This window comes from Streptomyces sp. V4I2 (assembly GCF_030817655.1).
Lineage (GTDB): Bacteria > Actinomycetota > Actinomycetes > Streptomycetales > Streptomycetaceae > Streptomyces > Streptomyces plumbiresistens.
In genome coordinates this window covers 20,763-47,737 of record NZ_JAUSZM010000002.1, presented here as the reverse complement: position 1 = coordinate 47,737, position 26,975 = coordinate 20,763, and the positions used below count along the sequence as shown (strand labels likewise).

Below are 26,975 nucleotides of genomic sequence, written 5' to 3'. Positions count from 1 at the left end.
GCCATGGCCACCCGCACCACCACATCCCGGGACGTCGCCGCCGAACTTGCCTTCCTCAGCCGTGCATTGAAGGCACCAGCCCTGCTGGACGCTGCCGACCGGCTCGCCGAACGCGCCACCGCCGAGTCCTGGACACATCAGGAATACCTGGCCGCCTGCCTGCAGCGCGAGGTCGCCGCCCGCGAGGCCCACGGCGGCGAAGGCCGCATCCGCGCGGCCCGTTTCCCCGCCCGCAAGACCCTGGAGGAGTTCGACTTCACCCACCTGCGCGGGCTGAAACGGGAGGCGGTGGCCCACCTGGGCACCCTGGACTTCATCACCGGCAAGGAGAACGTGGTCTTCCTCGGCCCGCCCGGCACCGGCAAGACCCACCTGGCCATCGCCCTGGGCATCCGTGCCTGTCAGGCCGGACACCGCGTCGCGTTCGCCACCGCCTCCCAGTGGGTCGACCGCCTGGCCGCCGCCCACGCCACCGGCAAGCTGCAGGACGAACTCCTGCGGCTGGCACGCGTCCCCGTTCTGGTGATCGATGAGGTCGGCTACATCCCGTTCGAACCGCAAGCGGCGAACCTGTTCTTCCAGCTGATCTCCGGCCGCTACGAACGCGCGTCCGTGATCGTGACCAGCAACAAACCGTTCGGACGCTGGGGAGAGGTCTTCAGCGACGACACCGTCGCCGCCGCCATGATCGACCGTCTCGTCCATCACGCCGATGTGCTCTCCTTGAAGGGAGACTCCTACCGGCTCAAAGACCGCGACATCGGCCGAACACCGAGCGCGGCAACCGGGTGAACAACTGCACACGGGGTCAAAAGTCACCGACCCCAAAGGGGTCCAGGTTCAGAGACCGCCGACAGCTCCACGCGTGTGAACGTCCGGCAGGCTGATCAGTTCCGTGAAGGTCATGGCTGGATGAGGATGCGGTCCGGAGGAGTTCGAAGGATGCTCGGCCGTACATGGCTCGCCTGAGTGTTTTCACCCGGTTCACGTGGCCTTCGACAACTCCGGAACTCCAGGGAAGGGTGAGGCCTGCAGTGACGGCGTCGAGGTCCTGGCGGAGTGAGCCGGCGAAGCGCCGCATCGGCTTCGGGGCGTCCTGCTCGGCCTGGCGAATCCACTCCAGCAGCAGGAATCCACGCCGGTGACGGACGAGATCGGCGAACGCGCGGGCAAGGTCGCAGGCCCGGGTGATGTCCGGGCAGGCGAGCCGGACCTCCAGCAGCCGCTTGTCCTGGCTCTCGGTGAGGGTCTCGCGGGACCGCATGATCCACGAGGCGATCTTCCGGGGACTGGGGATGTCGGCCCGGACCGGTTCGGCGGTGCCCGCCCGCAGGGCGGCGAGGTGCTTGCGGACGACCTGGCGGCTGCCCCGATCGCCGCGCTCGTGGATCTCCTGGAACAGGCGGCTGCCGCTGACCTGACCCTGCGTCTCGGTGAAGCGGGCGTTGAGATACGCCTTGAACGGCTCCAGCACGCCGTTCGGGCGGCGGTCCCGGGCGGAGGCCAGGAGTTCATCGAGGTCGGTGTCGCGGAAGCGGCGCACGGTCTTGCGGTCGAGGTTCAGAAACGGCTGTGAGCCGGGCTGCCTCTACGACGGTCCATTGCGGACACTGGGCGCCGATACGCCCGTTCCGGTCACCGGACCACACCTGTCGGCGGCGAGCAGGCCCGCGCTGCTCGTGCCCGTGCGATACGCCGCTGGCTGCTCCGACGCGCCGTCGATGATCTCCTGAACGTCTGCGATGAGACGGACGGACGAGCTGCTGGGATGTCAGCAGATCGGCTGGATAGGGTGACGGACTGTGGATCACAACAGGCACATGAGGACGAGTAGCACGTCCCGCGAGAGCGGTCTTTCCGGGCTGCTTCTCGCGGTGCCAATGGTCTCTCGTGAGATCCTGGCGCGCAGGAAAGACTCAGCGGAGTCCATTCGGCACGGTGGTCTCGCTCAGGGGGGCAGCTCGGCCGAGCGGCTTGGAGTTCCGCTCTACGTGAGGCATGGTCATGGCCTCTGAGCAGGAGCGGCCACCGGTATTCCTGACGCGACTACGCGTGGAGAGCTACCGCTCCATCGCATCCTGCGATGTGTCGCTTGGCCCGTTGACAGTCCTGGCCGGGCCGAACGCAGCAGGCAAGTCGAACGTCCTTGACGCGATTCGATTCGTCCGCGACGCCTTGCAGTCCTCGCCTGGGCGGGCGCTGGAGCGGCGGGGCGGCCTCGAAGAAGTGCTCCACCGGGACGCCTCGGGTGGTCAGGCCGACGTCTTCCGCATCCAAATGGACCTCGACATCCCCGCCTCCAGAGGGCCGGCGTTCAAAGCCGCCTACCTTTTGGAAGTCGGAACCCGCCCAGACAGCGATGATCCCGGTCCGGTCCTCCGCAGAGAAGAGCTTCGGATCAACGGACGGCTCCAGGCAGATGCCTTCATCCCGGAACTGGCAGGGGAACACCTTGTTTCCTGGAGGGACGACATTCTCCTGCCGCAGGCGTCCCGGACCAGCCGCGAGGCAGGCACGGTGTTCCGGAGCCTGACCCACATGCGCTTCTACGAACTCCTCACTCCTGTACTCCGGGCGGTCGACGACACACCTCAGAGAAGGGGTGACAGGCCGCTCGGCGAAAGCGGGGAGCACCTGGGCCGCGTGCTGGATGCTCTCTCGAGGGAGCACCCCTGGGTCAAGGACACCGTCGACGGCTATCTCGCCACCATGATCGACAATGCGGTGGGACTGGACGGGGTGGAAGTACGTGAGGCCGACCTGGCCTTCGTCGTCGGCCGTTTCCTGGGCGGCGAGGGACAGGTGGTCAAGGTGGATCGCCGGGCGCTGTCGGAGGGGACCCTTCGTCTGGCCGGCGTGCTCGCTGCCTTGTTCCAGCCGCGCGCGCTCAGGGGCAGCATCCCGCTCATCGCCCTCGAAGAACCCGAGATCTCCCTCCACCCGCCGATGCTCGGTGCGTTGTACGACGCACTGGCCGCCGCTGCTCGCAACACCCAGGTGATGGTGACGACCCAGAGCGCCGACCTGCTCGACAACGCAGCGGCCGATCCGTCGCACCTGCTCGTGGCCCGCGACGACGGGGCGGGCACCGTGATCGGTCCCATTGACCCAGCCGGGCGGCAACTCCTGGCCGACGGTGTCCTGACGCTGTCCGAACTCCTACGCAGCGGAGAACTGCGCCCAGCAACGCCCTCCGCGCGGCGAGCAGATCAGGGGGAGGACAGCGAGCGGTGAGCATCCCGTATCCGGTGATCGCGTCCATTGTTGAAGGCCACGGAGAGGAAAAGGCCCTCCAAGGCCTGCTGTACCGGCTTGTTCCGACCTTGGTGCCCGGCGCATACGCCGAGATCCAGCGTCCCTACCGCGTACCCCGGGACCGGATGCTCCGGCGCGACGTCCTCGACAACACGCTGACCATCGTCACCAGACGCACCCCGTCACCTACCGGTGTCCTGGTCCTGCTGGACGCGGATGACGACTGCGCCGTAGAACTGGCCGAACGCCTACGCACGCACGCTCACGCCACTCACGGGCACATGCCGCTCGTGGCGGTCGCGGCCGTCCGGGAATTCGAAGCATGGTTCCTGGCCGGCGCCGCGGGCCTGGCCGGACGGGCCGGTCTGCCCGAATCCTTGGTACCGCCACCTGAGCCGGAAGCCATCCGCGGTGCCAAGGAATGGCTCTCCCGGCACATGCCCCGCGGCTCCTCCTACCAGGAGACCGCCCACCAGCCATCCTTCGCCACCCTCTTCGACCTCGAGGCCGCCCGCGCTACGGCACCCTCGTTCGACAAGTTCTGCCGCGACGTGCAGTTTCTGCTCACTGGCGAGCCCGATGCGCGGCTGTGACGTCCCGCTTACACGGTTTCCCTCGCAGTCGGCCTGGCCCTGTCGGTCGGGCGGCCCGGTCCCTGGAAACCGTCGCGGGATCTGGTCACCCATGCTTCGGCAGCTGTCCCACGCCCCTCACGGAGGAGGCTGACGAGCCGACGCGTTCTTCGTGGTGCTCCGCGACAGCGTTTTCCGTCAGCACCCCTTCCACAGGGCCGTAGAGCCTCGTATCGCCGAGGAGAGGAGATCAGGAGGGCCCCATTGCGGCGGGACTCGCCGGAACGGGCAGGCTCCGTGCCGGGTGCGTTTTCTGCGAGTGCTCGAAGCGTCTTATGGTGCGGACGAGGCCGGCGACCGTCGCGTGCCAGCCGGCGGCGCGAGTGCTGAGTACGTGGCCGGCGGGGCGCTTTCGCGGCCCACTCGGACAGTTGTGTGACCACCTTCAGTAACTCCGAGGCCTCACATGGAAGATGGTTGCCACGCAGCCAGTCGCTGAGAGTGGCTACGGGCACCCCGGTCGACTGGCTGGCCCGGGTGAGGGTGAGGCGGGAGCCGGCTGCGGCCAGACAGATCTGCGGCTGCTGCCACAGGCCGCTCAACTCCGCCCAGGACCCCAGGGGACGGGCTGCCAGGGACAGATTCAGGCACGGTCTCCAACTGCGCTTCCGGCCGATAAGGACTTTCTCCGCTCAGACGACTACAGAGTATGAAGATGTCGGTACCTTCGTGTACGGGGGCGGCTGCGCTGCTGGGAAGTGCCCTTGCCCACGGGCCGTGGATTGTTCTTGGCCTGGTGGTCGCAACAGGGATCGCTGTTTCGACGTACTGCGTCTGCGCGGAGCGTGTCCGACGAAAGACCTTGATCGCTTTGCTCCTTGTGGCTCCCACCGGCACCGTCGTCGCGCAGAAGGGCGGACCGGGAGGGCCACAGATGTGGGTGCAGGTCGGGGAGGCTGCTGTCGGTGTGGCAGAGCCGATCAGTGAACCCGAACCCCAACTGCCGGTACCGCCTGGAGGTGGGGGGTGACAGCACGCATTCCTGCGTCGTGGCGTGCCGAGCTGGAGACGTGCTACATGCGGTGTGCGAGGGACGTCAACCGGCACGTCTTCTTCCTGACTCGAGGGGACAGGGAACTGACGGAAGATGTCGCGCAGGAAGCGTTCCGGGCGGCGGCCGGGAATTGGGAGCAATTGCGATCATTTAGTGAGACGCGGCAGGTGGCTTGGCTCTGCCGTACGGCAACGCATATCGCCGTTGACCACTTCCGACGCAACGAGACCGCGCGACGCAAACAAGCCGAGGTACTGCGCCTTCACTACCAGCGGCCTGCGGCAGACACCCTTCATGAGGCGCTCACGGAGGTAACCCTTGAGCACTGTTGGAAGGTGATCGAGCGCATGCCCCCGCAGCAGCATCTGGTAGCGCTGCTCCGTTGGAGGTGCGGGTACCAGAACCGCGAGATCTCAAGGATGCTGGGCATGGCCGAGGGAACGGTCAGCGCCCACGTTTCGGCAGCACGTCGCACACTCAGAAGCGAGGCAGGTTCTTATCTGCCGTTCGGAGCCGACGACCTGGAGGGAGGAAACAGTGACGACTGATAGCGACTCCGGCGAAGACAAAACCGAGACCGTTCTCCAGAACCTCTACAGTGCACTGTCCCAGGCCGCAGACCGGACTGCTGATGCCGGATTCGATTCCGCCGCTGGACTGGCTCGATTCACTACCTGGTTGAGTGACCGGTCGCAGACGGGCTCCCCCGACCAGACGCAGGCACCGGCCGCGGGAGCTAAGGGTGCTCGCACGGACAGCAAGGAGCCGTTTCCGCCCGTGCGGCGCAGTCAGGCGGTGCGGCTCATCACGGCGAGCAGGCATGCGCTGGCACAGAGCGGCGACGCTCCGGCGGTGATGGCCGAGGCCTGGCAGGCGCAGGCCCTTGCCCAGGCGATCGGCAGCCGTTTGGCGCTGTCCGGCCCTCTCGAACTCCGAGTCCAGGCACTCGGCCTGAGTGAGCTGGCGGGCCGTAGCTGCGGGGTGCTCGACCGCCCCGACATCGACACCGAATGCCTCCGCGCCGCCCAGCTCACCGAGTTGGGCGACGCCCGCGAGATGCTTCTTGGCCTCGCTGCCCTCCTCGGCGAGGTCGGCATCGCCCTCGTCGGGGTCGCCTGTGCGACGGACGAAGAGGGGACGTACTGGCAGTGCATGGAGGCCATCGATGCGGCGGACGAGTCCCGGGACCGGGTGCTCGAGATGCTGAGACAGCTTGCGGCCCATGATCAGGGGGCTGTGAAGCGGGGGTCGGCGGCAGGATGAGGATGGCTCTTCCGTCCGCCACTTCCTGTCGCATCATGTGTAGGAGCTGACGGTTGAGCTTGTTCCGCTTTGACGGACACCATCGGTGTGGGTGGTCAGGCCGCGAGTGCGGTCTCGTATTCGGCGGGACTGCGGTAGCCAAGGCTGCTGTGCAGTCGGTGCAAGTTGTACCAGCCCTCGATGAAGTCGAAGATCGCGGTGCGTGCGGCGGCCCGGCTGGCCCAGGAGCTTGTGTCGAGCAACTCCCTTTTGATGGTGGCGAAGAAGGACTCGGCGAGCGCGTTGTCCCAGCACTGCCCGGTGCGGCCGACGGACAGGCGGACGCCCAACGTCGTTGCCAGGGTGGTGAATTGCTGACTGGTGTACTGGGCGAGTTCAACCCGTGGTTGCAACACCGGGCTGTCGCAGTGAGCGTAGCTGCTCTTCGAAGACCTCGGCCGGCGTTCGCACGTGGCACATGAGCTGCGTTCGCCGGGCAAGAGGCCGACCGCGGACGACCTGATCAAGAGGTACAGGTGGCGGGACCGACGGCGGATACGGGAAGCGGTCCGTCAGAAGGAGGAGACCCGGCGGGCGGGGACGTCATGAGGCTTCACCCATATCTGATGCCAGGTCACCCGGCTGGGAGCCGCATCGACCGCACTACGTCACGCATCGCAACCGTCACGTTGCCGGGAAGACCTCAATGGTTCCCAGCCTCGTACGAGCCGGCCACCAGACCGGGGCACTGGCTTTCCTCTCAGGGAGGTGGCTGCTGAGTAGATCCTCCGCCATCCATATTGACCGGTCAATTATCTGATTGTACGGTCTAGCGGACGGCGCTGGTCATGTGCAGATCGGGCGGGAGACCGACATGACGAATCAGGCAAGGGTCCAGCCCTCTGGCGCTCGACTACCGGCTGAAAGGATCTCCACCGGGGGAACGGCGCCGGCCGTTACGGGGCCCAGCGCGTCGTCAGCGAATCGGTGAAGGCGGGGCCGATCGCCCGTCATCTGCGGTCCGGAAGGCTCCAGGCGCAGCCGCGCCCGTACCGTCGTCGGCTCGGCTCCGTGGTCACGGTCGAACCCGCCCGGCAACCGCGCGGACCAGGTCGGGAACAGCACCCCGCCCATAAGGCTCGGACGTTGAAGACTGGGCTGGTCAGCTCGCTCTTACCAGTCAATCGAGTGAATGTACGGTCTAACCATGACCGTGCCACTCTATGTACAGATCAGGCGAGAGTTCGAAGCGAAGATCCTGTCCCGGGCCCTTTCGCCGGGCTCGCGTCTGCCAAGCGAGATGGATATCTCCGCCGAGTACGGCGTCAGTCGTGCCACGGCCCAGCGGGTCCTCAACGACCTGGCCGAGGCGGGGCTGGCAATCCGCCAGCGGCGCCACGGATCGTTCGTGGCGGACGTGACGCGGCAGATCAATCTGCTCAACTTCGTCACCCCTGCGGCAGCCGCAAAGGGCGCGCCGGGCAGACACGAAGTGGTTTCCGCGCGGATCGTCAGGGCCGCCGACGCCATCCTGACCCTCCCTGGCGCCTCCGCCGACACGGCCGTAGTGGAATTGGTCCGCCGCAAACTGAACGTACGCGAGGAGCCGCAGTCGGTCGAGCGGCACGTCGTCCTCTTCGCGGCCGCCCCCGACCTGCTGAACGAGAACCTCGAAGACCTCGTCACCCTCCCGTATCTGCAGCGCAGAGGAGTACCGATCGACTCGATCCGGCTTTACCTCGACCCGGTGGCCCTCGACGAGCACGACGCCGCATTGCTGCACAGCGAGACCGGAACGCCCGCGCTGCTGAGGCGCAGGGAGTTGCGTGCCGATGACGGCAGCACCGTCGAGGTGGTGACGACCCTCGTCCGTCCGGGAACCGCCGAGTTCTTCCTGGAGCTTCCCGTCCCCGCCATGTGAGCAGCGTGCCGCTGCCAGAAAGGATGCGCACACAATGAAGGTCATCATCGTCGGTGCCGGCGTGCTGGGCGTGAGCGTCGCGAGGCAGCTTGCCGTCGCCGGCGAGGACGTTCTCCTGCTCGATCAGCGGGGAGCCGGCACCGGCACGACCGCGACCACCTTCGCCTGGACCAACTCCAGCCGGAAGCCCGACCCGGACTACCACCGGTTGAACCTCGCGGGAATGGAGGAGCACGCCAGGCTCGCCGGGCAACTGCGCGGCGCACCGTCGTACTTCCCCAGCGGAGCGCTGCAGTGGGCGGACGCCGCAAACGAGCAGCGGCTCGCCGACAACGTGGAACGACTGCAGGCACTCGGCTACCCCGCACACTGGGTCACCCCCAACGAAGCGGCGCGGACCGCAGGCGGCCTCCGCATCCCGGCGACCATCACGTCCATCGCACACTTCCCCAGCGAGGGATACGTTCTGCCGGACCGTTTCGTGAACAACCTGCTGGCGGACGCTGAGCAGCACGGAGCCACGTTCACGATCGGCGAGGTCGTAGCCATCAACGACGGGCCTGACCGAGTATCCGTCACCCTGGCCGGAGGCGAGGTCTGCACCGGCGATCGAGTCGTCCTGGCGGCAGGCCGCTGGACAGAACGGCTCGCCGCACGGGCCGGGATCGACGTTCCCATGGTGACGGATGCCGGTCGCGGAGCGCAGACCGTCGGCCTGCTCGGGTACGCCAGGTCACCACAACTCGACCTGCGCTGCGTGATCCACAGCCCCGGCCTCAACCTCCGCCCCGAGGCTGGCGGGCATACCGTCCTGCAGGCTCTCGATCTGAACGCCCACGTCGATCCGGCGGACCCGCCGTCCGCGGACGGGGACATCGCAAGCACCCTCGCCCGCCGGTTCTCCGCCCTGCTGCCCGACCCCGGCCGGGCACCGGAGATCGACCTGCGCATCGGCTTCCGGTCACTGCCCGCGGACGGCCACACCGTCGCCGGCTATGCCTCCGCGCAGTCCCGCGTCTACTGCCTCGTCTCGCACAGCGGGGTCACCCTGGCGCCGATTCTGGGACGCCTGGTCGCGTACGAGATCACAACCGATCAGGAGCAGGACCTCCTTGGGGCCTTCCGGCCCACACGATTCACCGGCGTACGGCGCTCGGACATCGAGGTGGACCAGCACGCCACCAGTCTGGGCGAGCAGTAGCCGACAGCTCTCTCCCGCGATTCCCTTCGGCGCGATCGAGCGTGCCGGGAACAAGCTTCTCCCTCGTTCTGGCTCTTCTGGATCCTGGCCGCAGCATGGAACACGGCCGCACTACCTAAACGAAGATCACAAACCATCACGAGATGTCATAGGTGTTTTTGAACCCGAAACTCACTATCTGATTCGCTGGGCAGGCCGACCAGCACTCCGCCGACCGTGCCGTCTTCAGGGCCGGCAGCGTTTCATTGCCCAGGATGTCGTCGGCAGGTGGCCCGGCAGTGAGACCGGCTGCGGCTCGTGTGGAACACGACAGTTCGAGGACTGACCTGCTCTCCTTCAGGCCCACCGTTATGCTCGCGCTGTGCGAGAACAGAGGCGAATGGCCAAGACGGCTCGATGGCTGATGATTTGGGTCGTGTTCACCATCGTCATGCGCTTCGTCACCGGCTTCGCGGGCATTTACCGGGGCTGGCTGAACACTGCGGTGACGTCCGGGTCGGTCGTGGCCGTCTGGTTCCTGGGCTCGTGGTTGCGGTCCCGCAGGGAACGCAAGGCCGCGACGTCGTAGCCAGACGGCGACTCGGAGGGCTGACGGGACCGGCTCTCGGCCGGGGTACCAGCAGGAAGCGGACCGTTTGATCGTCATCGTGCGCAACCTGAGGCCATTCGGTAGTGCGCACGTATGCCAACGGCCCAACGCCTGCGTTCCATGAGCGCGTTCGGCTTCCTCAACCGGCATGCCCGTAGGCGCTTCCCGCATCGAACCGACTGTCGGACTCAGCTCGGACATCGGATAACTTGTGGAGGAGAGTTCTGATCATGGCGGGGGCTCCGCTGTGAAAACTGCTGGGGGAAACACCGTGGATGACCTGACCAGTTCAGCACCCCGTCTGCTGCGATGGATCGGCCGAGGGATCGCTGGAGTCCTCGAGTTCATCAACCTGCGAGACGGACTCCGCGGATCCGGGCGTGCCAAGCGCCGTCACGGGCGTCGAACTCAGTGATGAGTCCCTAGCCCGAGGCGATCCTCTTGTTCCACATGCCAGCGCGGGCGTTTTTGCGGGTCAGGCGTCGGGTCATCATGGTGATGAGTGCCCAGTTCAGGTGTGCTTCGGAGTGCTGCGGGAGGCGTGTCGTAGTCGCGTGCGTTGCGGCGGGCGTTCATGCACCAGCCGAATCGTGCGCTCGACTTTCCAGCGGCGGGGCAGGACGACGAAGCCCTGATTGGTGAGCATCAGCCGGTCAGACACCAAAAAGCCGGTACCGAGGGGGAGTTCGCGGCCGTTGCGGCGCAGACCGATCCGCGCCACCGTGGCGGCCGCCCGTACGCCGCGCGGCAGGAAGCTCGCGGCCTGCAGTTCGCTGGCGAGGCCGATGATGCGCTCGTAGGCCTGCGGCAGGTCCATGGGCTGGGCGCGGATGCCGGCAACCATCGCCGCGGGCGGTACCGCGCCCCGGTCGAGGATCCGCTCGGCGCGCACCGCCAGCGCCTGCGGCGTGTCGGGGAAGCGCACCCCGGCCGCCTGTTCCTCCTCGATCCGCTCCCGTTGCGGGGTGACCTCCCGGTACCGTCGTGCGGCGTCGGCGGCGTGCCGGTGCTGTTCGTCCTGTATCCGATCCGTCACGGTCATCGCTTCCACCATCCTGCTTCTTCCGGTTGTGCCTGCTGCCGTTGCGATGAGGCGCCGCTCTCCCCGGCCGCCGCTGTGAAGGGCGGCCGGGGAGAGGCTCCTTCTAGACCGGGCCGAGCCAGGTGCAGGGCTCACCCGGCGGGCAGTTCCAGCCCCGGTCGTCCGGGCTGTCCCAGGAGGACGGGTCCGAGACGTCGGAGCCGAAGGTGGACTTGGGCGGGGGCTCCTCCATCAGGAAGCCCACCTTTTCCTGTTCGGGTTCCTCCTCGGTCTTGTACTTGTAGACGCGCACCGCCTTCAGGAAGGGCTGGTACGTGTCCCAGCGGCGCTCTACCGTCCCCAGCAGGGGGAGGTTGAGCCGGGCACGTGAGTCCGCAGCGTTCGCTTCGGACTTGTCGTTCATGCCACCGTCCTTTCAGGACCTCGCCGACGGCCGTGGAAGAATCCGCCGCCGGCACGCGGTCCTCACTTGAGGAAGGCGCCGATCGCCTTCGTGGCCAGCGGCAGCAGCCAGGCGAAGTCCGCCTCGACGCCGCCGCCGTTCTCGGTGCCCGCGGCCTTCGCGACCGGGGCGGTCCGGTCGACCGCAGGCGCCTGGAAGGGCGTCCGCAGAACGGCCGACGGGGCCGCTGGCGGTGAGTAGTCCTGGTTCATGTCCGTGTCCTTTCCGTGCAGGGTCGAGGTGCTAAGCCGAGCCGGAGAGCCAGGCGTCCAGGACACCCTTGGCGCCGTGGCCGATCAGCTTCCACGGCATTTCCCAATTCGCCTCGGCGCCCGGCGCGTTGGCGTCGGTGCGTGCCGGGGGCAGCGGGCTCCGGTCGATCGCGGGCGCCTGGAAGGGCGTCCGCAAGGTGGCGGACGACGTGGGGCTCTGCGGGATTTCACTGTTCATCCCGGTGTCCTCTCAGGGCCGTGCAGCGGTGCCGGGGGCTCAGGCGCCCGTCACCGCTGCCGCGACGGATGGTGCATGGCGGCCTCTAGAAGAGGACCTTCTTCGCGATGTCCAGCAGGTTGCCCCAGCCGAAGTTGGCCTGGACGCCGTCGATGCTGTCGCCGGAGCCCTTGGGCCCGACCGGGTCGCGGTCGATGGCGGGGGTCTGGAACGGCGTCCGCGGAGCGCCGGACGGAGCCGACTTCTCCTCGCGCCGCGTAAACGACTCGTTCATCTTTCTCACCTTTCCCTTGGTGACTGGCCGGCGAGCGGTTGCCGCCGGAGGCTTGGGTGCTGCTCCCGCTACGGACCTGTCAGAGTGCTTCCGAGCGCCGCGCGTAGCACATCTGCCGGGCAGGTCCCCACAGTTCCGCGCAGCCCGAGCGGGCCGCCTGCACACCGTGGCCACTGCGCCGCTCCTGCGGCTCCTGCCACAGTTCGCGGCAGATTGGCGGCGCCTGCAGGGGAAGTGAGGCAGGCACGGGGGTGGTGGTCTTGTCCATGAGAGAGCTCCTCGGTGGGGGCGGGGGCGGTCACAGGCCGCCGATGAATGTGTGGACCGGAGCGAGACTGACCGGCAGTTCGTCGCTCACGTCGAACGTGAACAGGTACGACACCGGCGCCCGCTGGTCGTTCTCCGGGTCGAAGAAGGTCATGACGACGTCCTGGCAGTCCGAACCGGGGCGGCAGAAGGGGCTCTTGGACACGCTGACGGTGTTCAGCGAGTAGAAGTTGTCGCTGCTGCCGGGGACGTGCTCCGCGGACAGGACGCCGTCCTGGATCTCGTGGCCGACCAGGAACGCGTTGGTGCCCGCCGCGTTCAGCGCGCGGTCGCCGGAACTCTGGCCGAGGTTGCGGAACTGCCAGTAGATCTTGTCCAGCAGGGCGCGCACGGACTTCTTGAGGAACGTTCCCTTGACGCCGGCGAACTCATCGCGGACCTGGGCCTCGGCAGAATACTGCGCCGACTGGGACGCGTCGGCGTCCTTGTGTGCCGCCTCCGCCTCCTTGCGTGCCGCCTCGCGTGCCTCCTGGACGCGCTTCTCGATCACTGCGGCGACTACCGCGTTGACCAGCAGTGTCTCGTTCCAGGTGAACAGGCCTCGGCTCTTGACCTCGACCACCGGGACGACCTGGCCCGAGTACAACCGGACCGTGCGGTCCGTCAGGATTCCGGGTACCGACACGCGGGAGACGAAGTCGTCTTCGTCCTTGTTCTTGGCCTGTCCCAAGATGGCGTCCCGGAAGGTCCGGTAGACGTAGGAGACCGGCGGATACGAGAAGGTCTCAAGGAGCTGGGCGAGCTTTTCGGGGTGGTCGGTGGCGCCCTGGGCGCGACGCTGGACCTGCTGCGAAGACTCCTTGGGGTCTTCGATGATGGGCCGGGTCCAGTCCATGCCCACCGGCATCTCGGCCTCGAGGGCATAGAGCGGGGTGGCGTCCATGTTGAGCGTCCAGGTCAGCTTGTCGCAGGCCCACGGGTTCTTGCTCAGGTAGGCGTGCAGTTGCCTGGGGTCGTAGATGTTCGGCTGGACCTCCTGCTCCGCCTGGTCCTTTGTGGCCTCAATGACCCAGTTCGGCATCTGCTGGCGGAAGCTGTCCCGGCGGGCCTCGGTCTGGAAGTCGAACCCGATGGTGCCGATCGCGTAGATCAGCTGCTTCCCAGGGGGCGGCGGGGCAGCGGGGGCAGCAGCGGCGGCACCGTCCCCGCTGGGACGCCCGCCTGCGCCTGCGCAGGTACCGCCGCATCCAGCGCAGGACGGGCAGACGCCCGGGTTCGCCGGGTAGGCAGCGGCCGGCGCGGCGCCGGCGGGCGCCGCGGGCTGGGCTGCGACAGGCGCAGGGGGCGCAGCGGCGGGCGCGGCTGTGACAGGCCCGGCGGGCTGCGCGGGAGGCGCGGCGGGGGGAGGGGGTGCGACCGGCGCGGCGGGTTGGACGGAGGCCTGCACCCCAGCCGGTACCGCCGCAGACGCGGTCGGCCAGGAGGGCGGCGGCGCGGGCCACGAGGCCGGCGGCGGGGGCGCGGCAATCGGTGCCTCACCGGGGACCGGTGCCTGTGCGGGTGCGGCCTGTGAGGGCGCGGGCTGCGGTGCCGGGGCTGGGGCACCCGCGGGCGCCTGGGAGGCGGCGGCGGGCACGGCCTCGGGCGGTTCCTCGGTCTGCGCGTGTACGGCGTTCGTGTCCATGACGATGGCTCTCTCCTTCGGTTCGGCGTGAGTCGTCCGGTAGCCGGCAAAAGCCGGGCGTTTCTCCCCGTTGACCAGGGCGAAGGCGCCGGCGGCATTCAGCCGGCCGCCGAGCAGCCTGCGGCACTGGGGCGCATCGTTGGGCCCGCACGGCGGGCGGATCGCGGAGTCGCGCACGGCGCGGCCCGCGGCGAGCGGGTCGGCCTTGCGGCCCTGCGCCAACTGCTGTGCCACCAGCAGCGCAACGACCCCGGTCACCGCCGGGGCGGCGAAGCTGCTGCCGGTCAGCGAGGCGAGCGAGCCGCCGGGCGCGGCGCCCTGGATGTCCTGTCCGGGCGCCAGCACGCCGTTCAGCCGGTACGCGGCACCCCAGTTGTTGATGTCGAGCGGCGCTCCGGCGGCGTCGGCAGCCCCCACGGCGAGCACGGACGGCGTGGCGGCGGGGGCCTGCAGGCAGTCGCACCCGTCATTCCCGACGGCCGCGACCACCAGCACCCCGTTCTCCTCGCACAGCCGAAGCGCCCGCGCCAGCATGCTGTCCGGCGCACCCTGGGGGGTGCGCTCCCCGCCGCTGATGTTGAGGACATGGGCCCCCGCCTCCACGGCCTGTTCGACGGCCCGCGCCAGGTCGAGCTGCGGCACGCGCGTCACCCGGCCGTCCGGGGACTCCCGGAACACCGGCAGCAGCAGGCCCGTGCAGCGCGGCACGAGACCGGACACCGGCGAACCGGGCTGCCCGAACAGAAGGCTCGTGACATGCGTGCCATGCAGCGACATCGGCCCCGGACCAGCCGGACCGGACACCAAAGTGGGCAGCCGGGTGAGGTTCGATCCCGGGAAACAGGGATGCGCCACGTCCACCGGGCCGTCGAGGACCGCCACCCGCACCTCGGGGCTGCCGAGGAGCTCCTGCTCCCCGGCGATCCCGCGCACCACCGACCGGATGTCCATACGAAGCCTCCGCGCACCGAGGTGTCCCGAGGATTTTCCGACGCAGTCCCCTGCGGTCCGATGTGGTCCGGCCCTCCTGTACGACGCGCCGGGGCCACGCGACAAGGTGTCCCACCGGCGCGCTTCGCATTCGTTGTGACATGAGTCGGAGGACGTTCGGGGCGCGTCGTGGAGGCGTTCCCAGAGCGTTCTCACCGTGCGTTGCAGAAACGTTCCTGCAACGTGAGCGCAGCGTGTGTACGGCGTCGGCGCAGCATCAACGCGGCATGGCCGGCAACGTGCCGGTGCATGCCCCCGGTTGCAGTCACATATGGCGTCGCGCAGAGTGAAAGGCGTGTCGCAAGGAGCACGTCTCGAAATCCTGCGTCCCTTCCAAGTCACCTGTGGGGGGCGGCGCGTCGCCATCTCCACCGGGGCTCAGCGGCTGCTGGCCTTCCTGGCTCTGCGCCGTGAGGGCACGCACCGGCGCTCGGCCGCCGAGCAGTTGTGGCCGGACTGCACGTCCTGCCGGGCGGCCGCCAATCTGCGGTCCGCGCTCTGCCAGGGCAGAAAGCTCGGATCGGCCCCCGCCATCGACCTCGCCGGCCACAGCCTCGTGCTCGCCTCCTCCCTTTCGGTCGACTTCCACGACGCGTGCGACGCGGCCCACCGCCTCGTGTCCGGCGACGGCACGTTCTGCGACGGGGACCAACTGGTGGCAGACCTCAGCCAGGTCCTGCTCCCCGGCTGGGACGACGAATGGCTGCTCCTCGAACGCGAACGCTGGGACCAGCTACGGCTGTACGCCCTGGAGGCGCTGGAGGCGCTGGCGCAGAGCTTCCAGACTGAGGGCCGTCATCTGTCCGCGCTGCAGGCGTCGCTTGCCGCCGCCTCTATCGACCCGTTCCGTGAGACCCCGCACCGGATAGCCGTCGAGGTGCACCTGGCCGAGGGCAACGTGGCCTGCGCGGTCAAGCGCTACCAGGACTACCAGCGGTTGCTGCGGCGGGAGTTGAAGGTTGCCCCTTCACCTCGGCTGACCCGCCTCGTCCGCGACCTGACGCGGACCTAGGCAGTTTCGTTTGGATCAGTCGGTCGTTGGTCCGGGTGTGCCGTTAACCGATGTGCAGTGGGCGCGAATCGAGCCGTTGCTCCCGGACCGGACGCCGAAGCGCGGTGGCCGGTGGAGGGATCACCGGGAGGTGATCGACGCGATCGCCTTCAAGTTCCAGACCGGAACGCAGTGGGTCCATCTACCGGAGAGGTACGGCAACTGGCGAGGCGTCTACAACCGGTTGCGGATGTGGGCTGTCGACGGCACCTGGGAACGGGTCTTCACCACACTGATGGCCCAGGCAGACGCCGATGAGGACCTGACGTGGGCCGTGTCGGTGGACTCCACGATCGTGCGAGCTCACCAGCACGCGGCCGGGGCCCGCAAAAAGGGGCCCCGGCCGGCGAACCGGCTGACCACGCCATCGGCCGGTCCCGCGGCGGGCTGACCACCAAGATCCACCTCGCAGCCGATGCCCGCTGCCGACCCCTCGCGTTCGTTCTCACCGCCGGACAAGCCGGCGATGCGCCCGCCTTCACCGACGTCATGGCCCGCCTGCGCGTCCCCCGACGACGTGGTCGTCCGCGCACCAGGCCGGACGTGGTCCTGGCGGATAAGGCCTACTCATCCCGCGCGATCCGCGACCACCTGCGCAAGCGCGGCATCCGGGCGGTGATCCCGGTCCCGGCAGATCAGCGTGGCCACCGGCTGCGACGGGGCAGCCGGGGCGGCAGGCCGCCAGCCTTCGACCGCGAGGCCTACAAACAGCGCAACACAGTCGAGCGGTGCATCAACCGCCTCAAGCAGTGGCGCGGCATCGCCACCCGCTACGAAAAGACCGCGACCATCTACCTCGCCGGACTCCACGTCGCAGGCATCTTCCTCTGGTCCGCCCGCTGATCCAACGCCCGCCGAGCAGGTCCGTCCGACGAGTGCCACGTCCGGGGACGCGACGGCAGGGCGAATGCGGGAGCCCTTTCAGCGGACGACGTCGAAGACGTTCTTCTGCAGACCGTTGGCGTAGACCTCGTGCTCGACGAGCTTGAGCTTCTGGGTGTCCTTGTCCGTGGCGCTGAAGAGCCGCTTGCCCGCCCCGAGCAGGAGCGGGAAGACGAGCAGGTGGTAACGGTCGATCAGGCCGGCGTCCGAAAGGGCCTGGTTCAGGGAGGCGCTGCCGTGGACGATGATCGGGCCGCCCTCGGTCTCCTTCAGCGCGGCAACGTCGTCGAGCGAGCGCAGGATCGTCGTCTCGCCCCAGTTCGACACCAGGTTGTCCTCGGTGAGGGTGGTGGAGACGACGTACTTCGGCATCACCTTGTAGTCGGGGAAGTCCTCCATGTCGGGCCACACCGGGCTGAACACCTCGTAGCTGGTCCGGCCCATCAGCATCGCGGTGGCCTCCTTCTGTTCCCGGCCCTTGATGTCGAATGCCTCGGGGAGGAACTCGATGTCCTTGGAGGTCCACCCAGAGTTCCGGTAACCGAGCTCGCGGCCCGGGGCCTCCACGACGCCGTCGAGCGAGATGAAAGCGGTGCTGATCAGGGTGCGCATCTAAGGTTCCTCATTTTCTCGTGTCCGGTTCTCAGCAGATTCGGTCGGTGCACGCTTCGCCCACACTCGCGGCTGCAGCGCACCAACCATGACCTCTGACTGCGGATCACGGAAAAACTCATCGGCCGTCGCCCGTCCCTTCCGGCGGCCTCGGCCATCCGGATCACCTCGGGGAGCCACACACGTGCCCGACTGCGGGACCTACCAGCAGCGCAACAGCGACGAGCGGTGCATGACTCGCCTCAACCGGTGACACGGCATCTTGATGTAGTCGGGCTCGGTGATCCAAACGAAACTGCCTAGGCGATCAGATATGCCCTCCGCCGCCCGATCAAGCCGCCCGCTGAAGGCCTGTGCTCGCACTGCGGCGCCGGCGTAGGCAGAACGCGTAAGGCATGCGACTACGGCCTGCCCCCTCATCGGTTAAGGGGGCGTCTGCGGTGTCGCACTGCGCCGGCGTGCTCCGGCGGGGTCTGTCTGGGTGGGGTGGCGGATCGGGTGTGCGCATCGTGGGCCGGGACTGACGGTGGTGCTTCGCGGTGCGTCCGAGAATGGCGGGCTGGGTGTGAGGTGTGACACGAACCGGATGGTTGGTGAAGGATGAACTGTCTGTGGGGGTGGTGTTGTTGCAGCTCACGGGCCTGATTCGGATACGCGGCCGGGTAGCGGACTCACGTTCCGGTGATGCGTGGTGATCGCTGAGTAATAATTCTTGAGGGCCGCATGAGTCTCAGGCCCGCGAAATCGACAGGGTGGTGCGTGAGGGCCCGACACAACTGGGCGCTCACGCGGGTGAGTTGGCCCGCGTCCGGACCCGCCGGCCTCAACGGAGAGGACCGGTACACCCCCTGGAGGACTGCATGGGCAACGGCGACGTCGGCACTGACGTATCGCCTCAGGACGGCGGCCGCGGCCAGCGCGTCCAGGCCCCTCCCGATCTGCCGCTCGACTTCGAGGGCTTCTACCTGGGGCACCAGGAGTTCTTCCACGACTTCGCGGAGATCCACCTCGGCAGCCGGCGCACCGCCGAACAGGTCGTCCACCAGGTGTTTTTGGAGATCCTCGGGGGCTGGGACGGGCTGCTGCAGCAGGGCGACCTCGAACAGCAGACCCTCGCCGTCCTGCACCGGGGCGTCACCCGCCGCCTCGAGGAGGACGGCCGCCCGCCGGCGTTCCTCATCAACGGCCCGATAGCGCACAACCTCGCGGCGGTCCGCAGCCAGCTGGAGCTCAACAGCAGTGCCGGCGGCCTGTACGAGGCGATCCTGGAGCTGCCCACCCGCCAGTTCACCGTGATCGTCCTGCGCCACCTGCTCGGCTACCCCACCAAGCGCATCGCCCGCTACATGGGACTGGACACCCGCACCGTCGACTACCACGGCCGCAAGGGCAAGGAACGCCTGCGCATCCGGCTGGACCTGCCCGCGGCCGGCGGCAAGAACCACAAGAACACCAAGGGGGCAGCACTGTGACCGTCATTGACACCCTCCTGGCCGACGCCCGCATCCCCACCACGCCGCGAGAGGCCTTCGACGTGGGCGCCGCCCTGCGCCGCCTGGCCAACGACGCGGCCGTTGCGGCCAGGCCGCACCCGGACACCGTGCGCGCCGCCCAGGCCGGGCAGCGGCTGTCGGTGGTGTGCCGGTGGATCCTCAACAAGCCGGATGCCGCCGACCACGTCGACCGTCTCGCCCAGGAACCCGACGCGGGCGAGCGCGGAGCAGCTGGACGTCGACGGCGCCCTCGTCTTCGCCTGCCTGCTCCACCTGACCGACCACCCCGAAAGCGCCCAGTTCTGGTGGCAGCTCGCCGCCGGGGCCGGCCACCGGGCTGCCGCCTACTGCCTGCACCTGCACCACCTCGCCCTCGGCGAGGCCCGCGAGGCACAGCACTGGCTGCACGAGGTCACCGACGACGTCCTCGACTCCGAAGCCCCCGACCACGCCTTCCTCGCCACCCTGGAGGCGGTGGCGGCGTATGTCCGAAAGACCGGAACCAGCCTCGCGGGTGCCCCGAGCGGGGGGCTGGAGATGGAGGTCGACCGGCTGGCTACCACCAAGAGCGGCTCGTGCATCATCGTCCAGCGCCCCGACCGGCGCCTGGCGGACCTGATGCACGACTTCACCCGCCGCTGACTTGGCGACAGGGGCGGGCCGTGCGGCCCTGGCCCGTGCCGGGAGAGCACACCGCGCTGACGGCGCGGGCACAGCCATAAAAATGCAGCCGGGCGGCGCAGCAGCCGGGGCTGGGGTGGGGGAGCCCGTTGTGGGGTGAAGACCGCGTGTGGGCTGGGGTTTTGGCGACTGGGGAGGTAAACGGGGCGGGGCAGCAGGTTGGGTAGGGTGAGCGCATCCTTCCCCGGGGTCGGTAGGCCGCGGCCGCGTCGACCGACGCGGGAGGGGAGGGATGGGAGATGGCGCCACGTCCTCCGTCGGGTCCGGTGGATCCGAAGGAGGGTGATCAACGCACCTGAGGGAGTCGGTGTCCCTCGAACTGGCTACCGTGAGGCGGCCAGAGGGCCTTCCCGAGCGACCGGGAAGGCTCTGGTGCGGCAATCGCCGCTCTGGGCGGGAGGTCTCGCATCCTGATGCTTCACGGGCAGGGGTGCGGGGCCTCCTTGCTGCGGCCTGTGTACCGCCGGCGCACGGCCGGTGGGACGGGTCCCACTGTGGCCGCTTCCCTGGACGATGGCCCGGCAGCGGCCAGCACCCCCCATCCCCTCTTTTCACGAAAGACCTGGTCACCGGCCATCAGGCAGCGCAAGTTCGCTCCTGATCCAACGTCAGGGTGCTCCTAAAATGTACCCTGGCCGGCGGGGGTGGTGGCGTTGGCGCGGGGGCTGGGCGTGTTCTTTGACGGGGCGCGGCTGCGGCGGGCCAGGACGGGGGCCGAACAGGGGCGGGGCATGAGCGCTGCGGAGCTGGCGCGGCGGGTGGGCGCGAGCAAGGCGCAGATCCTCGCCTACGAGAACGGCCTCTACCCGCCGGACCCGCAGCGGATAGCGGCGCTGGCCCGGCAATTGGGGGTGGCGCCGCTGGAGTTGGCCGATACGAGCACGATGCACACGTGGACGCTGGCCGATCTGCGGCGGGCCAGTGGCCTGCGGGCACGGGACGTCACGGCACGGCTGAAGGTCTCGCCGCGCAGCTACCGGCGCCTGGAGAACGAGGGACTGGCCTCGGCACGCCAGTACGCACTGGCGGCCGCGGTAGCGGCCTGCCTGCAGGTCAGCACCGGGGACATCGACCGGCATCTGAACAACGTGCCCGCTGTCGCCGAACGCCTGACGGGCAGTCGGCGTCTGCTGGCGCCGCTGCTGGAGCGCCACTGCGCGCCGGGCCGGCTGGGGGCAGTGCAGGCGGACGAGCCGGAGGTGGTCGAACTGGCCGGCCTGTACGGGCGGCCGGCGCCGACAGTGGCCCGTCTGGTGGCCCATGAGGTGGCCCACATCCGCGGGGTGCAGCGCCGGCAGGCCGCCCTGGGCGCGGTGGCCGACTTCGCCACGTCAGCCGCCGAACAGGCCGACGCGCGCAGCAGACAGGCCACCGAAGCGATGCGCATCGTGGAGGCCACCACCTCCCTGCCCAGCCGGCTGGAGTCCTTCTTCCGGTGCCTGCTGCCCGCCGACTGCTGGCACGCCCTGGCGCTGCTGCACGTGGTGCGCGCGTTTGGTCTGTGGCTGACCCCCGCCCAGCTGGGCATTGACGAATCGGCCATAGAGGCAATCCCCGCACCGATGCTGCAGACCTCCGGCCGGCCCGGGACCGGGCAGCCCAGGGGCTATCAAATCTGTGCCGCGGGCGTGGAGCACTGCGAGGCGTACCGGCCGTGGTACGACGCCCTGTATCCGGCCGTCCGGACGGCCCTGCACACCCGGGAGAGCCAGATCGCCGGGCACGTGCCGGGCGCGGTGCTGCAGCAGCACTTCCGGCAGGCCCACACACTGCTGTTCAGTTTCGACGGACTGCTGTGCCGGGTATTCGGGCCAAGCCTGCCGACGGTCTCCGACCAGCTCATCCAGACCGCTCACGCGCTGCAGCTGCCGGTGGGCCCGCAGACGCCCACCGACCCGGTGGGGATGCTGCGCCACCTGGGCCGGCAGGCCTCCCGGGCGCAGTACAGCCGCCTGGACCAGGTGCTGGCGCAGCAGGAGAGTGAAGCGGTGCGGCAGGCGGAGCCGCTGGCGGGCGTGCAGCAGCTGCTGCGGGTCCTGGCGGCCGGCAGCTGGCGTCTGGCGGTGGCCACCGACCATGCCGCAGCCGCGGTCGAGGCCTTCCTGGCCCGCCTGGAGCCCTCCATCGCCGCCGACCGCATCCACGTCTTCGGCCGGCCCGCCGACCCCCGCCTGATGAAGCCGCACCCCCACACCGTGGCCCTGGCCGCTGCGACGCTGGGCAGCCCGCGCCGGCGCACCATCCTGATCGGGGAATCCGTCGCCGACGCGCTGGCGGCCCAGGCGGCGGGCATCTTGTTCATCGGCGTGGCCGCCACCCGGGGCAAGGCCCGCATGCTGAGAGAGGCGGGCGCCACCCTCCACGTCGCCTCCCTGCGCGAAATCACCTCCATCGTCCGCTCGTTGACACAGCCCCCGTACCCGGCACCGACCGGACACGACGCCTAGACGCCCCACCGCAAGCCACCCGCCTGCGCAGCCGCCACGCCCTGCTGGCCGGGCACGAGGGCACGTGGCGCCCTTCAGCGCGTGCCAAGGCGGTGCGCTCCTGAAAACCCCACGGTGCGAGCCGTAGGAATCTGCCTCGTTCACGAGGGGGAGGAAGTCAAACTGTCGGCAAGGAGAGACCCGTCAGGCGAAGGGCGCGGTCGTCGGCGCCTGCTCTGGCGGAGAGTTGGGGGGACGTGCCATGGGGACAGCACGCGCACGGTGGTTGCAGGTCGGCGGCTGGGGGCTCGTGGTCGTGGCAGCGGCCGTTGCTGCCGTGGTGTCGGCGGTGGCGGACATGTGGCCGGGCACGGCCGGTTCAGTGCTGGTGGCGGGCGTGGGCGTGGTGGTCGGCGTGCTGTCGGGCCGGGCCACGCAGCGGCTTGACCTCGATGCCGCGGCAGCGCGTCAGCTTGACGATGAGCTGTTCTTCCACGACCAGGGCGGCCGGCGGGTACGGGAGATCACCGATCCCGTTCTTCTTGGCGTGTATGCCGCGGCGCCCGTTGCATCGGATGATCCGGCTCAAGTCCGCACACCCCCCTTCGTTCGCCGGGACCGCAGTGCGGATGTGGAACGGGCAGTGCAGCGGGGTGGTTTGGTCGTACTGGTCGGCGAGTCCACGGCGGGCAAGTCCCGCGCTGCTTTCGAAGCCATGCGCGCCTGCCTGAGCGACCATGTGTTCATCCGGCCCAGGAGCCGGGCGGGGCTGCGTGCGGCGGTGGATGTGGTCCAGCGCGAACGGCACTGCGTCATCTGGCTGGACGATCTTCCCAAGTACCTGGGTAGTGACGGGCTGAGCGCCCACCTGCTGGACAGACTTTTGGGAGACGGCAGCCGGCACGTCGTCGTCCTGGCCACCCTGCGAGCGCAGGAGCGCGCCCGATTCCTCCGCGACAGCCTGTCTGGCGAGCCCGGGAGCGCCGGGATGGCCCAGGAGCATCGGGAGGTTCTCGACCGGGCTACGGAAGTCCGCATCGACCGGACCTGGACAGCTGCTGAAGTGGCTCGCGCCCAGGAATGCGCGGATGATCCGCGTATTGCGGCCGCACTCGAGCACTGCGACGAGTTCGGCGTGGCCGAATACCTCGCGGCCGGACCCCGGCTGCTGGCGGCCTGGCAGGACGGGTGGGCACCCGGCACCAACCCGCGCGGGGCCGCCATCGTCGCCGCCGCCGTCGACGCCCGGCGAGCCGGCTTCTACCGAGGCCTGTCACCCGGCCTCCTGCGGTCCTTGCATGAGCCCTACCTGCAGCAACGAGGCGGTGCGCGGCTGAGACCAGAACCGTGGGAACAGGCCATGGAATGGGCCACGCGGGCCGCCTACGCCACGAGCGGCCTGCTGGTGCCTGACGGCCTCGACCACTATGTCGTCTTCGACTACCTTCCCGACGCCGTTGAGGCGGACACCGCCCCGCCCATACCCGCTGCGACCTGGCAGGAACTGATTGGCCAGGCAGAGCCGGCCGAGGCGGCCTACCTAGGCTGGACCGCCTACGACTGGCACCGGCAATGGGATCATGCGCGCGACGCGTTCGCCGCCGCGATCGACGGCGGATATGTGATGGCGGCGGTCGGCCTGGCAGCATGCCAGGGCGGCGTCAGCGGTGACACCGACGCGGCGATACGCACGCTGCGCTCCGCTCTCACTGCCGCCCGCGCCGACACCGAGCCGGTTCATCTGGTGCGGCTGGCCGAGCAGCTGGCGTTTTGGACCACTCTGGCCGGCCGGCCCGTCGAGGCGCTGCACATCGCCCAGCAAGCCGCAGCCGACAGCAGGGCGCTCAGCCCCGGTCAGTCATTGCCGCCGCGCATCGTCGTGGCCCGCTCGACAGGGCAGCTGGGCGACCCCACGCGGGCACTGCATCTGGCACGCGAGGTCGCGGCCGACAGCGTTCGCCTCCTGGGCGAGGACCATCCCACGACCTTGTCCTGCCGATTCGAGGTCGCCCTGTGGACCGGCTATGGCGGTGACGCCGCCGGCGCGGTACGACTCTGGCAGGCCCTGGACGGCCACCTCACCCACAGCCGCTTGGGCACCGTGGAGTTTGTCCTGGATGTGCGGCGTAACCTCGCCTACTGGATGTTGATCGCGGGAGACATCGAGCACGGCCTGCCCTGCATCGAGCACGTCGCAGCCGACCATGCCCGTCTCCTGGGCGCCTGCCACCTGCTCACGCTGGCGGCCCGCACAGCCCTGGCCCATGCCAGAGGCCAGGCCGGCCGGCCCGCCGAGGCGCTGCAGATCGCCGAAGACGTGATCACCGACGGACTCGACGACACCCGGGCGGCGCACCCGGTGATCCTCAACGCCCGTTTCGAGGCAGCCCTGTGGACCAGTGCATGCGCAGACCTCGACGAGGGCATCACCCGGCTTACCGGGCTGCTCGCCGATGCCGCACAGAGCCTGGGCCCCGACAGCGCTCTGGTGCGCGACTGCCGCCGCTGCCTTGCCCGGCTGACCGCCCGGGATGACAGCCCGCGACAGCCCTACCCCACCTCGTGGATGAGGCTCGCCGAATGGTGAGACGAGCCTGCTGACCGGCCCCGGCTACGTCGTCCAGCGGCCGGCCGCCTGCGGCCGGACAACAGGCCCGCTATCCGTGCGCGTTGGTGGTCCAGGCGTCGAGGGTGCCTGTCATGCGGCGGGTGAGGGGGTGGCCCTCGCCCAGGGTGCGTCGGGCGGCGTCGGCGGCGGCCTGCAGCAGCTGTAGTGCCTGCCTTTGGTGGCCCGTCTCCTTCAGCAGACGGGCGAGTTTGTACTGGGTGGACAGAGTCTGCGGGTGGGTGACGCCGAGGACGGTGGTGCGGCCGGCCAGCGTGGCCTGCAGCTCCTGGTGTGCTTGGGCGAGTTCGCCGGCATCGTGGAGCAGACAGGCCAGGTTGTGGCGTGTGGTCAAGGTCCGCGGATGCAGCTGCCCCAGCGTGTGGTGGCGTAATTCCAGGATGGACTGGTATTCCTGGCGCGCCTGTTCCAGTTCCCCCTGGTCGTGCAGGATCCGGGCCAGTTCGTGCCGGGCGGCCAGAGTGTGGGCGTGCTCGTCGCCCTGCAGCCGGCGCCGGACGGTGAGGATCTGCTCGAAGTGGACGCGCGCCTGCTCCAGTTCCCCCTGGTCGTGCAGGACGCGGGCCAGTTCGTGCCGGGCGGTCAGGGTGTCCCCGTGCTCAGCGCCCTGCAGCTGCTGGCGCGCCACCCAGATGCGCGCATAGGCGGTACGGGCCGGGGCGAGGTGGCCCAGGTCGTGCAGGGCGCCGGCGAGGTTGTGGCCGGCGGAGAGGGTCTCGGGATGGTCCTCGCCCAGTAGCCGCCGTCGCACTGCCAGCACCTGCTCGAGCTGCTGGCAGGCCTGCTCGAACATGCCCTGCGACTGCAGGTAGCGGGCGCCCAGTTCGGCGCTGTCCATCCCGGCCAGCCGCACCGGCGGATCCAGGCCGGTGTCGGCGCCGGCCTGGCGGGCCAGCTCCAGGGTGTGCGGGGCCAGCAGCTGCCAGGCAGGCCAGTGCGCCGGCTCCTCGGGGGGATACAGCCCCTCCAGATCGGCGCCCTGGTGCAGCAGGCTGAGGGCAGCCGCCACATCGGGCCGCTCGCGGCTGGCATCCCGCACCAGCGGGTGCAGCCGCACCACGGGCAGGCCGCCGGCCGGGGGCGTGGGCACCTCCAGTTCCAGCAGGCCCAGTGCGGCCAGCTCCGTCAGCATCCGCCACAGGGTCGTGCCGTCGACGGTGTCAAACCCGGCGACCGTCTGCGCCAGGACGGCCGGGCGCAGCAGCAGGGTGGGCGGCAGGGGCGCATCGGCGAACGATGCAAGGACCTCCAGCAGCCGCCCCGCCAGCGCAAACCCCCGCTGCCGCAGCAACTCCACGGCGAGATGACGCGAGCGCGCCACCACCCGCACCGCATCGACCGGGCCCCGCCCGCCTTCCAGCGCCTGCCGGTAGGAGGCGAAATCCAGCGGCGTGCCCAGGGCACGGAACGCCCCCGGCACTGCTGATGCCTCGGCCAGAAACGACCCGGCCAGGTGCAGTGCCAGGGGCAGTCCGCCCAGCCGCGCCCCCAACGCGCGGGCCTGGGTGACGTCTCCTGCCCGATCGCCGGCCCGGTCCAGCAGCATGTGCGCGGCGTCGGCCGCCTGCAGCGGCTTGACCGCGTGCAGCACGGCCGCAGCACCCCAGGCGCTCATCGCCCCCTGGCGGCTGGTGACGATCACCAGGCCGCCCACCGCGCCCGTGGGGCGCACCCATCCCGTGCCGGATATCAGCCGCCCGGGGCCGTCCAGCAGGGACGGATCATCGACACTGTCGAGCACCAGCACCCAGCGGCGGGGCAGGTGCGCGAGCCGGCGCCACAGGGCATCCGCCGCGTCCTCGCCCCTGATCTCTTTGGCCCGCAGTCCCGCCTGACGGGCCACCGCCCGCAGTCCCGCCTCCACGGTGGCCTCGTGCCGGCCATCGATCCACCACACCAGAGGCCCGCTGTCGGACGCCTGCTCGAGGAGGCGGTGCACCGCCTCCAAGACCACGGCCGTCTTCCCGCAGCCGCCCAGCCCGTGCACCACATGCAGCCGGCCGCCCCCGCCGCCCTGACACAGTCCGAGCAGCTCGCTCACCAACGTTTCGCGCCCGCGCAGCGGAAGGCGCGGATCGCGCTCACCCAGCGGCGGCGCCAGCGTCACCGCCACACTGGCGCGCTGGGCCGGCTTGCCGGTGACCACCACCTGGTCTACTCGCAGATGGCCGGCCGCCAGGCCGCCGGAGTGCGCCACCACCGACTGCTGCGCGCCGGTCGT

General features: G+C 69.4%; 23 protein-coding genes and 2 pseudogenes. 14 read left to right on the top strand and 11 right to left on the bottom strand.

Features of this window, described 5'->3' with window-relative positions; genetic code table 11:
• Positions 1-3 precede the first annotated feature (3 nt).
• A complete protein-coding gene (gene istB / locus QFZ76_RS00395; protein ID WP_307671790.1) occupies positions 4-792 on the top strand; it encodes an IS21-like element helper ATPase IstB in 789 nt (262 codons plus the stop codon).
• 16 nt (positions 793-808) lie between these two features.
• On the opposite strand, the gene QFZ76_RS00390 is transcribed toward istB, so the two are convergent.
• Positions 809-1,543 carry a transposase gene (locus QFZ76_RS00390; protein WP_373464236.1) on the bottom strand — a complete coding sequence of 245 codons (735 nt, stop codon included), beginning with the start codon at positions 1,541-1,543 and terminating at the stop codon, positions 809-811.
• A gap of 461 nt (positions 1,544-2,004) precedes the next feature.
• Between QFZ76_RS00390 and QFZ76_RS00385 the strand changes: the two genes are divergently transcribed.
• From QFZ76_RS00385 to QFZ76_RS00370, 4 genes are all read left to right on the top strand, one after another.
• A complete protein-coding gene (locus tag QFZ76_RS00385; protein WP_307671789.1) occupies positions 2,005-3,234 on the top strand; it encodes an AAA family ATPase in 1,230 nt (409 codons plus the stop codon).
• Entirely contained in the window at positions 3,231-3,848 is a 618-nt protein-coding gene (locus tag QFZ76_RS00380) for a DUF4276 family protein (protein ID WP_307671788.1), read from the top strand. The genes QFZ76_RS00385 and QFZ76_RS00380 overlap by 4 nt, the downstream gene beginning before the upstream one ends.
• Before the next feature lie 1,005 nt (positions 3,849-4,853).
• A complete protein-coding gene (locus QFZ76_RS00375; protein ID WP_307671787.1) occupies positions 4,854-5,429 on the top strand; it encodes an RNA polymerase sigma factor in 576 nt (191 codons plus the stop codon).
• Between the two features lie 229 nt (positions 5,430-5,658).
• A complete protein-coding gene (locus QFZ76_RS00370; protein ID WP_307671786.1) occupies positions 5,659-6,144 on the top strand; it encodes a DUF6099 family protein in 486 nt (161 codons plus the stop codon).
• 95 nt (positions 6,145-6,239) lie between these two features.
• Here the strand turns inward: QFZ76_RS00370 and QFZ76_RS00365 are convergent, their stop codons facing one another.
• Complete coding sequence (locus QFZ76_RS00365; RefSeq protein WP_373464235.1) at positions 6,240-6,536, bottom strand: transposase; 297 nt, start codon at positions 6,534-6,536, stop codon at positions 6,240-6,242.
• Between the two features lie 794 nt (positions 6,537-7,330).
• Here QFZ76_RS00365 and QFZ76_RS00360 point away from each other — a divergent pair.
• The 3 genes from QFZ76_RS00360 (at position 7,331) to QFZ76_RS00350 (ending at position 9,813) form a co-directional block, all read left to right on the top strand.
• Positions 7,331-8,044, top strand: a complete 714-nt coding sequence (locus tag QFZ76_RS00360; RefSeq protein ID WP_307671785.1) for a GntR family transcriptional regulator — start codon at positions 7,331-7,333, stop codon at positions 8,042-8,044.
• 34 nt (positions 8,045-8,078) lie between these two features.
• Complete coding sequence (locus tag QFZ76_RS00355; RefSeq protein WP_307671784.1) at positions 8,079-9,245, top strand: FAD-binding oxidoreductase; 1,167 nt, start codon at positions 8,079-8,081, stop codon at positions 9,243-9,245.
• Positions 9,246-9,660: 415 nt separating this feature from the next.
• Complete coding sequence (locus QFZ76_RS00350) at positions 9,661-9,813, top strand: hypothetical protein (protein ID WP_307671783.1); 153 nt, start codon at positions 9,661-9,663, stop codon at positions 9,811-9,813.
• Positions 9,814-10,271: 458 nt separating this feature from the next.
• Here QFZ76_RS00350 and QFZ76_RS00345 read toward each other — a convergent pair.
• From QFZ76_RS00345 to QFZ76_RS00315, 7 genes and pseudogenes are all read right to left on the bottom strand, one after another.
• A pseudogene (locus tag QFZ76_RS00345) lies at positions 10,272-10,465 on the bottom strand (IS5/IS1182 family transposase); the annotation flags it as partial.
• A gap of 514 nt (positions 10,466-10,979) precedes the next feature.
• The gene (locus tag QFZ76_RS00340; protein ID WP_307671782.1) at positions 10,980-11,279 is read right to left on the bottom strand and encodes a hypothetical protein; all 300 of its coding nucleotides are present in this window, start codon (positions 11,277-11,279) and stop codon (positions 10,980-10,982) included.
• Positions 11,280-11,341: 62 nt separating this feature from the next.
• Complete coding sequence (locus QFZ76_RS00335; RefSeq protein WP_307671781.1) at positions 11,342-11,530, bottom strand: hypothetical protein; 189 nt, start codon at positions 11,528-11,530, stop codon at positions 11,342-11,344.
• 31 nt (positions 11,531-11,561) lie between these two features.
• On the bottom strand, positions 11,562-11,768 hold the full coding sequence (locus QFZ76_RS00330) for a hypothetical protein (protein ID WP_307671780.1): 207 nt from the start codon (positions 11,766-11,768) through the stop codon (positions 11,562-11,564).
• Positions 11,769-11,853: 85 nt separating this feature from the next.
• On the bottom strand, positions 11,854-12,042 hold the full coding sequence (locus QFZ76_RS00325; protein WP_307671779.1) for a hypothetical protein: 189 nt from the start codon (positions 12,040-12,042) through the stop codon (positions 11,854-11,856).
• 79 nt (positions 12,043-12,121) lie between these two features.
• Complete coding sequence (locus tag QFZ76_RS00320; RefSeq protein ID WP_307671778.1) at positions 12,122-12,310, bottom strand: hypothetical protein; 189 nt, start codon at positions 12,308-12,310, stop codon at positions 12,122-12,124.
• Positions 12,311-12,340: 30 nt separating this feature from the next.
• Positions 12,341-14,944: a S8 family serine peptidase gene (locus QFZ76_RS00315; protein ID WP_307671777.1), complete on the bottom strand. Its 2,604-nt coding sequence runs from the start codon at positions 14,942-14,944 to the stop codon at positions 12,341-12,343.
• A 334-nt stretch (positions 14,945-15,278) separates the two neighbouring features.
• On the opposite strand from QFZ76_RS00315, the gene QFZ76_RS00310 reads away from it, so the two are divergent.
• Both QFZ76_RS00310 and QFZ76_RS00305 read left to right on the top strand, forming a co-directional pair.
• Positions 15,279-15,995 (top strand): BTAD domain-containing putative transcriptional regulator, encoded by a 717-nt coding sequence (locus tag QFZ76_RS00310; RefSeq protein WP_307671776.1) that lies wholly within the window; start codon positions 15,279-15,281, stop codon positions 15,993-15,995.
• A gap of 10 nt (positions 15,996-16,005) precedes the next feature.
• Positions 16,006-16,877, top strand: a pseudogene (locus tag QFZ76_RS00305) (IS5 family transposase).
• A 78-nt stretch (positions 16,878-16,955) separates the two neighbouring features.
• Here the strand turns inward: QFZ76_RS00305 and QFZ76_RS00300 are convergent.
• Entirely contained in the window at positions 16,956-17,528 is a 573-nt protein-coding gene (locus tag QFZ76_RS00300; RefSeq protein WP_307671774.1) for a dihydrofolate reductase family protein, read from the bottom strand.
• 860 nt (positions 17,529-18,388) lie between these two features.
• Here QFZ76_RS00300 and QFZ76_RS00295 point away from each other — a divergent pair.
• The 4 genes from QFZ76_RS00295 (at position 18,389) to QFZ76_RS00280 (ending at position 24,715) form a co-directional block, all read left to right on the top strand.
• On the top strand, positions 18,389-19,000 hold the full coding sequence (locus QFZ76_RS00295; protein WP_307671773.1) for a sigma-70 family RNA polymerase sigma factor: 612 nt from the start codon (positions 18,389-18,391) through the stop codon (positions 18,998-19,000).
• A gap of 192 nt (positions 19,001-19,192) precedes the next feature.
• A complete protein-coding gene (locus tag QFZ76_RS00290) occupies positions 19,193-19,663 on the top strand; it encodes a hypothetical protein (protein WP_307671772.1) in 471 nt (156 codons plus the stop codon).
• 683 nt (positions 19,664-20,346) lie between these two features.
• Positions 20,347-22,149, top strand: coding sequence for a helix-turn-helix domain-containing protein (locus QFZ76_RS00285; protein ID WP_307671771.1), 1,803 nt, complete (start codon positions 20,347-20,349; stop codon positions 22,147-22,149).
• 241 nt (positions 22,150-22,390) lie between these two features.
• Positions 22,391-24,715 carry a tetratricopeptide repeat protein gene (locus tag QFZ76_RS00280; RefSeq protein WP_307671770.1) on the top strand — a complete coding sequence of 775 codons (2,325 nt, stop codon included), beginning with the start codon at positions 22,391-22,393 and terminating at the stop codon, positions 24,713-24,715.
• Positions 24,716-24,785: 70 nt separating this feature from the next.
• Here the strand turns inward: QFZ76_RS00280 and QFZ76_RS00275 are convergent, their stop codons facing one another.
• On the bottom strand, positions 24,786-26,951 hold the full coding sequence (locus QFZ76_RS00275) for a tetratricopeptide repeat protein (protein ID WP_307671769.1): 2,166 nt from the start codon (positions 26,949-26,951) through the stop codon (positions 24,786-24,788).
• Positions 26,952-26,975 lie beyond the last annotated feature (24 nt).